9 protein-coding genes and 1 tRNA gene are annotated in these 12,305 nt (G+C 65.0%); 7 read left to right on the top strand and 3 right to left on the bottom strand.

Annotated elements, in window-relative coordinates; all coding sequences use genetic code 11:
• Window positions 1-659 precede the first annotated feature (659 nt).
• A tRNA-Leu gene (locus DKT77_RS15140) sits at window positions 660-746 on the bottom strand.
• Between the two features lie 139 nt (window positions 747-885).
• On the opposite strand from DKT77_RS15140, the gene DKT77_RS15135 reads away from it, so the two are divergent.
• Window positions 886-1,869 carry a complex I NDUFA9 subunit family protein gene (locus tag DKT77_RS15135; RefSeq protein WP_109812501.1) on the top strand — a complete coding sequence of 328 codons (984 nt, stop codon included), beginning with the start codon at window positions 886-888 and terminating at the stop codon, window positions 1,867-1,869.
• A gap of 18 nt (window positions 1,870-1,887) precedes the next feature.
• Here the strand turns inward: DKT77_RS15135 and DKT77_RS15130 are convergent, their stop codons facing one another.
• The gene (locus DKT77_RS15130; RefSeq protein WP_109812500.1) at window positions 1,888-2,691 is read right to left on the bottom strand and encodes an undecaprenyl-diphosphate phosphatase; all 804 of its coding nucleotides are present in this window, start codon (window positions 2,689-2,691) and stop codon (window positions 1,888-1,890) included.
• A 200-nt stretch (window positions 2,692-2,891) separates the two neighbouring features.
• On the opposite strand from DKT77_RS15130, the gene DKT77_RS15125 reads away from it, so the two are divergent.
• The 4 genes from DKT77_RS15125 (at window position 2,892) to DKT77_RS15110 (ending at window position 9,966) form a co-directional block, all read left to right on the top strand.
• Window positions 2,892-4,331 (top strand): NAD(P)-dependent oxidoreductase, encoded by a 1,440-nt coding sequence (locus tag DKT77_RS15125; RefSeq protein WP_109812499.1) that lies wholly within the window; start codon window positions 2,892-2,894, stop codon window positions 4,329-4,331.
• A 104-nt stretch (window positions 4,332-4,435) separates the two neighbouring features.
• A complete protein-coding gene (locus DKT77_RS15120; RefSeq protein WP_109812498.1) occupies window positions 4,436-4,981 on the top strand; it encodes a hypothetical protein in 546 nt (181 codons plus the stop codon).
• A 14-nt stretch (window positions 4,982-4,995) separates the two neighbouring features.
• Entirely contained in the window at window positions 4,996-9,534 is a 4,539-nt protein-coding gene (gltB, locus tag DKT77_RS15115; RefSeq protein ID WP_109812497.1) for a glutamate synthase large subunit, read from the top strand.
• Between the two features lie 24 nt (window positions 9,535-9,558).
• Window positions 9,559-9,966 (top strand): gamma-glutamylcyclotransferase family protein, encoded by a 408-nt coding sequence (locus DKT77_RS15110; RefSeq protein WP_109812496.1) that lies wholly within the window; start codon window positions 9,559-9,561, stop codon window positions 9,964-9,966.
• 15 nt (window positions 9,967-9,981) lie between these two features.
• On the opposite strand, the gene DKT77_RS15105 is transcribed toward DKT77_RS15110, so the two are convergent.
• Window positions 9,982-10,650 carry a hypothetical protein gene (locus tag DKT77_RS15105; protein ID WP_109812495.1) on the bottom strand — a complete coding sequence of 223 codons (669 nt, stop codon included), beginning with the start codon at window positions 10,648-10,650 and terminating at the stop codon, window positions 9,982-9,984.
• Window positions 10,651-10,810: 160 nt separating this feature from the next.
• Here DKT77_RS15105 and mtgA point away from each other — a divergent pair, with 160 nt between their 5' ends.
• Complete coding sequence (gene mtgA / locus DKT77_RS15100; RefSeq protein WP_238547928.1) at window positions 10,811-11,527, top strand: monofunctional biosynthetic peptidoglycan transglycosylase; 717 nt, start codon at window positions 10,811-10,813, stop codon at window positions 11,525-11,527.
• Window positions 11,528-11,593: 66 nt separating this feature from the next.
• Window positions 11,594-12,259, top strand: coding sequence for an FtsZ-binding protein FzlA (gene fzlA / locus DKT77_RS15095; protein WP_109812493.1), 666 nt, complete (start codon window positions 11,594-11,596; stop codon window positions 12,257-12,259).
• The last annotated feature ends 46 nt before the right edge of the window (window positions 12,260-12,305 follow it).

The raw sequence follows: 12,305 nt of genomic DNA, 5'->3' as shown, positions 1-12,305 counted from the left end.
CATTTCGCACAGGGGCGGGTGTGATGACGAGGTTCTCAACTGAGAACCGACCTTGGTCCGGTGAGGCGCGGCACCATGGGCGCGTGACGGGGGCCGTCTGGGCAGTTCCCGCCGCCGCGGCCCGTTCCCGTCACGACCTGGTTTTCAGCTGAGATCCGGCCGAGCGGGGCGGTCGCGATGATGTTCTCAGCTGCGAACATTTCGCACAGGGGCGGGTGTGATGACGAGGTTCTCAACTGAGAACCGAGTTTGAAGCCTGATCTTCTGGAACAGAGTTCGCAACTGCGAACCGCGCGCCGGAAGATGACAGGCAAGCCTTTCCCTGTCCGATCCCTTCGCCGTTCGCGGGTACCAACGGCGTTTATACTGTCCGGCGTTCGAGGTCGTCGGGATCGAGTGGGTGTGGCGCAACGACGGCGCCGGGATCTGGACGCTGGTTCAGCTGCTCGGTGCGGATCTCGAGCATGAGATGTTCGAGAAGGATGATCCGAGAGGGCGGGTCACGGACCTCTAAATCAGACAACCAACAAGGTGACGCCGAAAGGGTGTGTGTAGCAAAAGCGGGAGCAAAGTGTGTAGCAAATGAGGCGCCCCGCATGTCTAAAATGAACGAAGCCCTTTGTTTTATTGAAGAATAATCCGACATTGAGGGGGTTTTGTGGTGCCCAGGAGAGGACTCGAACCTCCACGTCCATTCGGACACTAGCACCTGAAGCTAGCGCGTCTACCAATTCCGCCACCTGGGCCGGTGTCGTGAGGAGGGCGTGTATCGGCAGGCCGAAGGGGTGTCAACACGGTTTGCGCGCATTTTTCGCCGCGACGTGATGCGCCTTGTTCGGGGCTGGCCGGACCGTTATCAGCAGCACAGGTAAAGCGGAGGCCGTGATGTCGAAACTAGTCACCATCTTTGGCGGGTCCGGGTTCATCGGTCGCTACATCGCACGCCGCATGGCGAAAGAAGGCTGGCGGGTTCGGGTGGCCGTGCGCCGCCCCCACGAGGCAGGATTCGTGCGCCCCTACGGCGTCGTGGGCCAGGTTGAGCCGGTGTTCTGCAACATCCGGGACGACGCGTCGGTGCGCGGCGTTTTGGGGGGGGCGGACGCGGTGGTGAATTGCGTCGGCATCCTGAACGAATTCGGCAAGAACAGCTTCGAGGCGGTGCAGGCTTCCGGCGCAGAGCGCGTGGCGCGCCTGGCCGCAGAGGCGGGCATCACCCGCATGGTGCAGATCTCGGCCATCGGGGCGGATGCAGACAGCCGCAGTGCCTATGCAAGGACGAAGGCTGCGGGTGAGGCGGCGGTGCTGCGGCACCAGCCGGACGCGGTGATCTTGCGTCCGTCCATCGTGTTCGGCGCCGAGGACGAGTTTTTCAACCGTTTCGCGGCGATGTCGCGTCTTGGACCGGTGCTGCCGGTGGTCGGAGCGGACACGAAGTTCCAGCCGGTCTATGTGGACAACGTGGCCGAAGCAGCAGTGAAGGGCGTGCTGGGGCAGGCCGCTCCGGGCATCTACGAACTGGGTGGCCCCGACGTTATGAGCTTCCGCGCGCTGATGGCGATGATGTTGCAGGTGATCCGGCGCCGCAAACTGGTGCTGAACGTGCCATTCCCGGTCGCGCGTCTGATGGGTGGCGGGTTCGACCTGCTGCAGAAACTGTCGCTCGGGCTGATCGAAAACAAGATGATCACACGCGATCAGGTCGCCAACCTGCGCAACGACAATATCGTGGCCGAAGGGACGGCAGGCCTGTCCGATCTCGGGATCAGTCCGGTGTCGATGGGTGCTGTCCTGCCCGACTACCTGTGGCGGTTCCGCCCCGGCGGTCAGTACGCGGAAATGACCGAGTCGGCGCGGAACCTGCGCGGCTGAGGCCGCTGCCGCGCCGCACTAGAAATAGGCGACGCCAAGCAGGATAACGCCCAGCACCACGCGGTATATCACGTAGGGCGTGAAGCTGACCGACCGCAGCAGGCGCATCATGAGCGCCAGCGCCAGCAGGGCGGACACGAAGGCGAAGGCAGCAGCGATCAGTCCGTCCCGCGCCGCTCCTGCGTCGGCGTTGCCGATCACGTCCGCGCCCAGCAGTAGCCCGGCCATGGCGATGGTCGGGATCGACATCAGCATGGAAAGCCGCGCCGCGCCGTCCCGGCCATAGCCGAGCAGCCGCGCACCGGTGATGGTGATGCCCGATCTCGAGGTGCCGGGGATCAGCGCGATCACCTGCCAAAGCCCCATGATGATGGCGTGTTTCAGCGTCCAGTCGGTTGCGGCGCGGGTGTCCGCTCCGCGCTGGTCGGCGACATAGAGCACGATCCCGAACAGCAGCATCGTCCAGCCGATAACGGCGGTGGAGCGCATCGCCTCGTCGAGGCCGGACAGCTTCAGCGCCAGCCCCGCGATCACCACGGGCACCGTTGCCGCGATCAGGCACAGTGCAAGGAAAGCCCCCCGGGTATCGACTCGGCCCCGCAACAGGCGCAGGCTTCCGGCGGCGGCGTCGCGGACGTCAGACCAGAAATAGATCACCACCGCGAACAGCGTACCGACATGCACGGCGACGTCGATCACAAGGCCCTGGTCGGCCATGCCGGTGAGATTCGGCAGCAGGATAAGGTGGCCGGAGGAGGAGATTGGAAGAAACTCCGTGATTCCTTGAATCACGGCAACAAGAAACAGGTGGAACAGTGGCATTCTTGGGGGTCTCGAGGCTGGAAAGAAGAGGGATTTCGGTTGGTTGCGCATATTAAGTCAGTAATAGTTACCTTTTATTGCGCAGCTGCAGCATTGGCGGGATGAAAAAGGCAGGCAAACGCACAATATAGGTCATACTTTATGACTTTTCATTTCGGTCAGACGGCTCTACAAGGCGACAACCTGATTTGGAGGCGGAAATGGCCAAGCAGAAGATGCTTCAGTTCGTGTCTGTAGCACGGGAAATGCCGGACAAGCGTGCGCCCAATCTACGCAACACCGATTTCCACGAGATTTACGCCGAGTTCGCCCGCGAGAAGGCCGCGGAGCAGGCGGGCCGTTGCAGCCAGTGCGGCGTGCCCTATTGCCAAACGCACTGCCCGCTGCACAACAACATTCCCGACTGGCTGAACATGACGGCCACCGGCCGCCTGCGCGAAGCCTACGAGATCAGCCAGGAAACCAACACGTTCCCGGAAATCTGTGGCCGCATCTGCCCGCAGGACCGCCTTTGCGAAGGCAATTGCGTCATCGAGCAGTCGGGCCACGGCACCGTGACCATTGGTGCGGTGGAGAAATACATCACCGACACCGCGTTCGAGGAGGGCTGGGTCCAGCCGATCCGTCCCACGCAGGAGCGAGAGGAAAGCGTAGGCATCATCGGCGCGGGCCCTGGCGGGCTGGCGGCTGCGGATATGCTGCGCCGTGCGGGCATTCAGGTCACTGTCTATGACCGCTATGACCGCGGCGGCGGGCTTCTGACCTACGGCATCCCCGGCTTCAAGCTGGAGAAGGACGTCGTCATGAAGCGCATGGACCAGCTTGAGGATGGCGGCGTCCAGTTCCGGCTGAACTGCACCGTGGGCGAGGATATCAGCTTCTCGGCGATCCGGGGCGCACATGATGCTGTGCTGATCGCCACGGGCGTCTACAAAACCCGCGATCTTCAGGGGCCGGGCAGCGGCGCGGCCGGCATCGTGCGCGCCATCGATTACCTGACCGCAAGCAACCGCGTCGGATTCGGCGACACGGTGGCCGAGTTCGAAAGCGGCGAACTGAACGCGGCGGGCAAGAACGTCGTCGTGATCGGCGGCGGCGACACCGCGATGGACTGCGTGCGCACTGCCGTGCGGCAGGGCGCGGACAGCGTGAAGTGCCTGTATCGCCGCGACCGCGCCAACATGCCCGGCAGTCAGCGCGAGGTCGCCAATGCCGAGGAGGAGGGCGTCGAGTTCGTATGGCTGTCCGCACCCAAGGGCTTCACCGGCGACGCGGTGGACGGTGTGATCGTGCAGAAGATGCGCCTTGGCCAGCCCGATGCTACCGGTCGGCAGGTGCCCGAACTGATCGAGGGGTCGGACTACACCGAGAAGGCGGATCTTGTGATCAAGGCGTTGGGCTTCGAGCCGGAAGACCTGCCGGCGCTGTGGGGCGAACCGGAGCTGGAAGTGACCCGCTGGGGCACCATCAAGGCCGATTTCCGCACCCATGCCACCAGCATGGACGGGGTATATGCCGCGGGCGATATCGTGCGCGGCGCGTCGCTGGTGGTTTGGGCCATCCGTGACGGGCGCGAGGCTGCGCAGGCAATGCTGGAGCGGTTCGAAGCGCGCAGCGGCGCGATGGTGGCCGCCGAATAGACCGCAGGGTTCTTGTGAGAGTCCGGACCGGTCACCTGGGGCGGGGCATATGAGATGGGGGTCAGCACAGCTGGCCCTTCCGCAAGGATCGAAGGGAGCAAGAAATGGGAAGACCCCTTGTCGGACTGTTCGTCGCGGCTGCGCTGGCCGGCCCTGTGGCCGCCAGCGATGCCCCCTATGCCGGTCAGCAAACCCGCGGCATCGCCGCACTGAGCGACGCAGACATCGCCGCGATCGAGGCGGGCGAGGGCTGGGGCCTTGCGTTGCCCGCCGAACTGAACGGCTGGCCTGGCCCGGCGCATGTGCTGGAGATGGCAAGCGATCTGGCGCTGACCGAGCATCAGCACGCGGTCGTCACCCGCATTTTCGGGATCATGCGCGACGAGGCGCGCCGCGTCGGCGCGCGCTATATCGAGACGGAGCGCGCGCTTGACGCCGCATTCGAGGACCCGAGTTTCGACCCGGTGACACTGGCGGGGTTGACCGCGGCCTCGGCGAACGCGCTGGGAGAGCTTCGGACGATCCATCTGGCCGCGCATATCGAGACGCGGCAGGTGCTGAACCGGCACCAGATCATGACCTACAACACGCTGCGCGGCTACGCGGGCGACGGAGCGCATGGCGGCCATTCAAGCCACGGCGCGCAGTGAAAGGAACCAGCGACATGACAAAGTACGACGCGGCCTGGGTGGCCGAACATGAAGCACAGCGCGCCCTTCTGGCAGAACGCGGCCTTTACAGCCCCGAGGACGAACATTCGTCCTGCGGCGTGGGGTTGGTGGTGTCGATCGACGGCACCCCGTCGCGGAAGGTCGTGGAGTCCGGGATCACTGCGCTGAAGGCGATCTGGCACCGCGGCGCGGTCGATGCCGATGGCAAGACCGGCGACGGCGCGGGCATCCACGTTCAGATCCCGGTGCAGTTCTTCTATGATCAGGTGCGGCGCACCGGGCACGAGCCCGCGATGGACCAGATGATGGCCGTGGGCCAAGTCTTTCTGCCGCGCACCAATTTCGGCGCGCAGGAGACCTGCCGGACCATCGTGGAGGCCGAGGTCCTGCGCATGGGCTATTACATCTATGGCTGGCGGCACGTGCCGGTGGACATCTCGTGTCTGGGCGAGAAGGCCAATGCGACCCGCCCCGAGATCGAGCAGATCATCATCGCCAACAACAAGGGCGTGGACGAGGAGACGTTCGAGCGCGAGCTTTATGTCATTCGGCGCCGGATCGAGAAGGCGGCGACGCAGGCCAATGTTGCCGGGCTCTATATCTGTTCGCTGTCCTGCCGGTCGATCATCTACAAGGGGATGATGCTGGCCGAACAGGTCGCCGAGTTCTATCCCGACCTTACCGACGAGCGGTTCGAAAGCACCTTCGCGATCTACCATCAGCGTTATTCCACCAACACCTTCCCGCAGTGGTGGTTGGCGCAGCCGTTCCGGATGTTGGCCCATAACGGCGAGATCAACACGCTCAAGGGCAATATCAACTGGATGAAGTCCCACGAGATCCGCATGGCGCATTCGGCCTTCGGCGATCTCGCCGAGGACATCAAGCCGATCGTGCCGGGCGGGTCTTCGGACAGTGCTGCGCTGGATTCGGTGTTCGAGGTGCTGGTGCGCGCAGGACGTAACGCGCCGATGGCCAAGACCATGCTGGTGCCGGAATCCTGGTCCAAGCAGGCCGTGGAACTGCCGCCCGCGTGGCGCGACATGTATTCTTACTGCAATTCCGTGATGGAGCCATGGGACGGGCCCGCCGCGCTGGCGATGACAGACGGGCGCTGGGTGTGCGCCGGGCTCGACCGCAACGGGCTGCGCCCGATGCGCTATGTCGTGACGGGCGACGGGCTTCTGATCGCCGGGTCCGAGGCCGGGATGGTCCCGGTCAACGAGTCCGCCGTGGTCGAAAAGGGCGCGCTGGGTCCGGGGCAGATGATCGCCGTGGACACCAAGGAGGGCAAGCTGTTCCACGACGTGGAGATCAAGGACAAGCTCGCGGCGAGCCAGCCATTCGGCGAGTGGGTCGGCAAGATCAACGATCTGAACGAGGCGCTGGAGCGCTCCGAGGAAGTGGCGGGATACACCGGCGGAGAGTTGCGCAAGCGGCAGATCGCGGCGGGCTACACGCTGGAGGATCTGGAGCAGATCCTCGCGCCGATGGCGGAGGACGGCAAAGAGGCGATCGCGTCCATGGGCGATGACACGCCGTCGGCCGTGCTGTCCGAGAAGTACCGCCCGCTGAGCCATTTCTTCCGCCAGAACTTCAGCCAGGTGACCAACCCGCCGATCGACAGCCTGCGCGAGTTCCGCGTGATGAGCCTGAAGACACGGTTCGGCAACCTGAAGAACGTGCTGGACGAGGACAGCAGCCAGACCGAGATCCTGGTTCTGGACAGCCCGTTCCTGGGTAACGCCCAGTTCGAGGAGCTGAAGAAGCACTTCAACGCCCCGGTGGTGGAGATCGACTGCACCTTCGCCGTGGGCGCCGGACCCGACGCACTGAGCCGCGGGCTGCACCGTATCCGCGACGAGGCGGAGGATGCCGTAAGGTCGGGCGCGGGGCACCTGATCCTCTCGGACACGTCGCAGGGCGAGGACCGCGTGGCGATGCCGATGATCCTTGCGACCAGCGCGGTGCATTCGTGGCTCACGCGCAAGGGGCTGCGGACGTTCACGTCGCTGTGCGTGCGGTCGGCGGAATGCATCGACCCGCACTACTTCGCCGTTCTGATCGGCGCGGGCGCGACCGTGGTGAACGCCTATCTGGCCGAGGACAGCCTTGCCGACCGGATCGAGCGGGGTCTGCTGGACTGCACCCTGTCCGAGGCTGTGGCGCGCTATCGTGCCGCGATCGACGCGGGCCTTCTGAAGATCATGGCGAAGATGGGCATCTCGGTGATCAGCAGCTATCGCGGCGGGCTGAATTTCGAGGCCGTGGGCCTGAGCCGCGCGATGTGCGCGGAATACTTCCCCGGCATGCCAAGCCGGATCAGCGGCATCGGTGTGACAGGCATCCAGCGCAAGCTGGAGCAGGTGCACGAAGCGGGCTGGCGCGGCGGCAAGGACGTTCTGCCCATCGGCGGCTTCTACAAGGCGCGCCGGTCGGGCGAGACTCATGCCTGGGAAGCGCAGGCGATGCACATGATGCAGGCCGCCTGCGATCGCGCGTCCTTCGAGATGTGGAAGCAGTACAGCGCCAAGATGCGGTCGGCCCCGCCGATCCACCTGCGCGACCTGCTGGACATCAAGCCGATGGGACCCGCGATCCCGCTGGAGGAGGTGGAAAGCATCACCTCCATCCGCAAGCGGTTCGTCACGCCGGGCATGAGCCTTGGCGCGCTGAGCCCCGAGGCGCACAAGACCCTGAACGTCGCCATGAACCGCATCGGCGCGAAATCCGATAGCGGCGAAGGCGGCGAGGATCCGAAGCATTTCGTGCCCGAACCGAACGGCGACAATCCGTCGGCGAAGATCAAGCAGGTCGCATCGGGTAGGTTCGGCGTTACGGCCGAATACCTCAACCAGTGCGAAGAACTTGAGATCAAGGTCGCACAGGGTGCCAAGCCTGGCGAAGGCGGCCAGCTTCCCGGCATGAAGGTGACCGAACTGATCGCGAAGCTGCGCCATTCGACGCCGGGTGTGATGCTGATCAGCCCGCCGCCGCACCACGACATCTATTCGATCGAGGACCTCGCGCAGCTGATCTACGACCTCAAGCAGATCAACCCGCGCGCCAAGGTCACGGTGAAGCTGGTGGCGCAGTCGGGCGTCGGGACCATCGCGGCGGGCGTGGCCAAGGCCAAGGCCGACGTCATCCTGATCTCGGGCCACAATGGCGGCACCGGCGCATCGCCAGCGACCTCGATCAAGTATGCCGGCCTGCCCTGGGAAATGGGCCTGACCGAGGCGCACCAGGTGCTTTCGATGAACAATCTGCGCGATCGGGTCACGCTGCGCACCGACGGCGGGTTGCGCACCGGGCGCGACATCGTCATCGCCGCGATGATGGGGGCCGAGGAATACGGCATCGGTACCGCTGCGCTCATCGCGATGGGCTGCATCATGGTCCGCCAGTGCCAATCCAACACCTGCCCGGTGGGCGTGTGTACCCAAGACGAGAAGCTTCGCGACAAGTTCACCGGCACGGCGGACAAGGTGGTCAACCTCATCACCTTCTACGCGCAGGAAGTGCGCGAGATCATGGCGGGCATGGGGGTACGGTCGCTGGACGAGATCATCGGTCGGGCCGACCTGCTGAGCCAGGTCAGCCGCGGATCGTCGCATCTGGACGATCTGGACCTGAACCCGCTGCTCATCACCGTGGATGGCGCGAAGAATGTCCATTACGACCGCAACAAGGCGCGTAACCCGGTGCCCGATACCCTGGACGCCGAGATCGTCAAGGACGCCGCGCGCTTCCTGAAGGACGGCGAGAAAATGCAGCTGTCCTACGCGGTGCAGAACACCCTGCGCACCATCGGCACGCGCACGTCGAGCCACCTGGTCAAGGCGTTCGGCATGCGCAACAGCCTTCAGCCCGACCACCTCACGGTCAAGCTGACCGGCAGTGCGGGCCAGTCTCTGGGTGCGTTCCTCGCGCCCGGGATCAAGCTGGAAGTATCGGGTGACGCCAACGACTATGTCGGCAAGGGCCTTTCGGGTGGCACCATCGTGGTACGCCCACCGCAGGTCAGCCCTCTGAAGGCGGCGGAGAACACGATCATCGGCAACACCGTTCTCTACGGTGCGACCGAAGGGTTCCTGTTCGCCGCCGGACGCGCGGGAGAGCGGTTCGCGGTACGCAACTCGGGCGCCCATGTGGTCATCGAAGGCTGCGGGTCCAACGGCTGTGAATACATGACCGGCGGGGTCGCCGTGATCCTTGGCAGTGTCGGCGCGAATTTCGGCGCGGGCATGACCGGCGGGATGGCTTATCTTTACGACCCGGACGGTGCGGCGTGGAACATGATGAACCTGGAGACGCTGGTCACCTGCCCTGTGAGCGTGGCTCACTGGGAGGCGCAGTTGCATGGACTGATCGAACGGCACGCCGCCGAAACCGGCAGCCGCCGCGCTGCCGACATCCTGCAGAACTGGGAAGATGAGAAGGCGAACTTCCTTCAGATCTGTCCGAAGGAGATGCTGGACAAGCTGTCCCATCCGATCGGGATCGAGGACGCACGCGTTCCGGCAGAGTGACGGTTGGTCGCGGGGTGACCGGTCATGGTGCTGGGGCATGTCGCGCTCTACGGCAGCTTGCGGCGGGCGGTGTTTTCGCCCGCCGCACCATCACTTGACGGACTCGCCCGCCATGTGGGTGACTGCACGCTATGGGGTCGGCTGGTCGATCACGGCCCCTATCCGGGGTTCTTTCTCACCGGGCCGGACGACGGCGGGCCGGTCGTTGCCGACCTCGCCGAAATCCTGCATCCCGGCTTCTTCGCTGTGTTCGATGCACTCGAGGGCTTCGAGGAAGACGATCCGGATGGTTCGCTCTATCTGCGGCAGCGCACCGTTCTGGTCGCCCCGCGCATGGAAGTCTGGGTCTATGTGTCCAACCACCGGCCCGACGACCCCGAGATCGTGCATGGCGACTGGGCACGCCATGTCGGTGGGCGCGCGCCTTGGTAGGCGCGCCGCCCGGTTTCAGACCTTGCGGCGCAGGCGCAGGAGGCCGGCCAGACCAAGCGCACCGGCCATAAGCGGAAGCGATGCCGGCACAGGGATGGCGGCGGTCGGCGAAAACGCCGTTATCAGCCGTGTCCAGTCGCCCGGCGAGGTTGCCTGCCAGTCGATGTTCACGGAATTGCCATTGAACACCGTAAGGTCGGTGCCTTCCAGCCCGCGCGCTGTGAAGTCATTGTAATCGAGACCGGGAAGACCCAACGCCGCATCGCTGTCGAACATGTTCTGATCCGCCGTCATGAAGGCGAAGACTTGGCTGTCAAGTGTGATCGTCGCTGTCACCCTGCGCCCGTTCGGGGTCGGGTCCCACTGGATATAATGGCTCGATACCACTGTGCCCGCCTTGATGAAGAAGTCACCCCCCGGTGCTGCCATCACGAAACTCGCCAGCGGGTCAAACACCCGGTCCACTCTCAGGTCGGACAGCAGCGTGAAGTTCTGTACCTCGTTCCACGCCAGCAGGACGCCGTCGTTCGGGTCGCGTGCCACCGGGTTGGGCGGTGTCGTCGTGATGGTGCAGGCCACGGCGCTGCTGCCGCAATTGGTGATCTCGACAAGCGTGGCATGGGCAGGTGCTGCAACGGCAAGGGCCATTGCGGCGGCGACTGCGATACGGGTGAAATGTTTCATCCAACGACTCCTAGTTAACGCATGGGTAACCTTAGCGATTCGCGGTGCGCGAGTCACGCCCTGCACCGCCGGTCGGGGCCCCGCTGCGTGAATTTCAACTGCCGATTGCGGCCCGGTGCCGGGCGATTGACCGGCCCTGCGCGGCATGGTTGATAGCGGCATGGCGCGCCGCACCTCCACATCCCGACCCTCGGTGGCCCCCGCGCGCCGCTGGCGTCCGCGCCTCTGGCTGCGCCGGGGCCTCGGGCTGGCAGCGTTGCTTGTGGTGCTGTGGATCGGTGTGCTGGCCGTGCTTCCGGTGCCTGTGACCCCCTACATGCTGGCGGAACGTGCGCGCCACGGCACGCTGGCCTATGACTGGGCGGGGATGGAGCGCATCTCTCCGGCGATGCAGCGCGCGGCGGTCGCGGCGGAGGACGCCAATTTCTGCGGGCACTGGGGCTTCGACATCGCGGCCCTGCGCAGCGCGATCGAGGGTGGGGCGCTGCGCGGCGGGTCCACCATCAGCCAGCAGACCGTGAAAAACGTCTTCCTGTGGCATGGGCGGAGCTGGCCGCGCAAGGCGCTGGAGGCCGTGCTGACCCCAGTCGTGGAACTGGTCTGGCCCAAGCGTCGCATCCTGGAGGTCTATCTGAACGTGGCCGAGTTCGACACTGGCGTCTTCGGCGTGCAGGCGGCGGCGCGGCACTATTTCGGGGTGGATGCGGCGGACCTTTCCGGGGTTCAGGCGGCGCGGCTGGCTGCGATCCTGCCCAGCCCCAAGACACGGTCGGCCAGCCGCCCCGGAGATTTCACCCGCCGCCGCGCCGCCGCGATCAAGGACGGTGCTGAAACCATCCGACGGGATGGACGCGCGGACTGTTTCGGGCCGAGCTGAGGTCCGCGCCCCGTTGCAACGCGTCGCGCTTCGCGGCAAGACGAGGCAAGCCAACCGGAAGCCGCCATGACCGTTCTCTATCACGCCCCGCTGTCCCCGTTCTGCCGCAAGGTGCGCCTGACCCTTTCGGAAAAGCGCATCGATACCGACCTGCAAGAGGAACGGTACTGGGAAAAGTCGCCAGACTTCCTGCGCCGCAACCCGCTGGGCAAGGTGCCGGTGCTGCGCATCGACGGGCTGGTGATGTCGGAAAGCCAGGCGATCTGCGAATACCTTGAGGACGTCTATCCGACACCGTCGCTGCTGCCGACCGATCCGCGCGAACGCTACGAGGTGCGGCGCATCGTGGGGTATTTCGACGATACTTTTCACCGCGAGGTGACGGTCAAGGTGCTGGGCGAGCGGATCACCAAGAAACTGACCGGCGCGGGCTATCCCGACAGCCGCCTCGTCAAGGAGGGGGTGACCCGGATCAAGGTGCATCTCGATTATATGGCGCATCTGCTGGACCATCGCCGCTGGCTGGCGGGCGACGTGATGACGCTGGCCGATTTCGCCGCCGCCGCGCAGCTTTCGGTGCTGGACTACAGTTCCGACGTGGACTGGCACCGCCAGCCCGGCGTGAAGGACTGGTATGCCAAGATCAAGTCGCGTCCCGCCTTCCGGGGCCTGCTGGCCGACCAGGTGGTGGGCTTCCCGCCGCCGCCGCATTATGCCGACCTTGATTTCTGAGCGGCGGTCGCCGCGCCCGGCGCGGGCGCCCCGGCCCGGAAAGGTG

The organism is Meridianimarinicoccus roseus, assembly GCF_003172915.1.
Taxonomy (GTDB): domain Bacteria; phylum Pseudomonadota; class Alphaproteobacteria; order Rhodobacterales; family Rhodobacteraceae; genus Meridianimarinicoccus; species Meridianimarinicoccus roseus.
The sequence above is the reverse complement of the archived record's forward strand: the minus strand, read 5'-3'. Positions and strand labels throughout refer to the sequence as shown.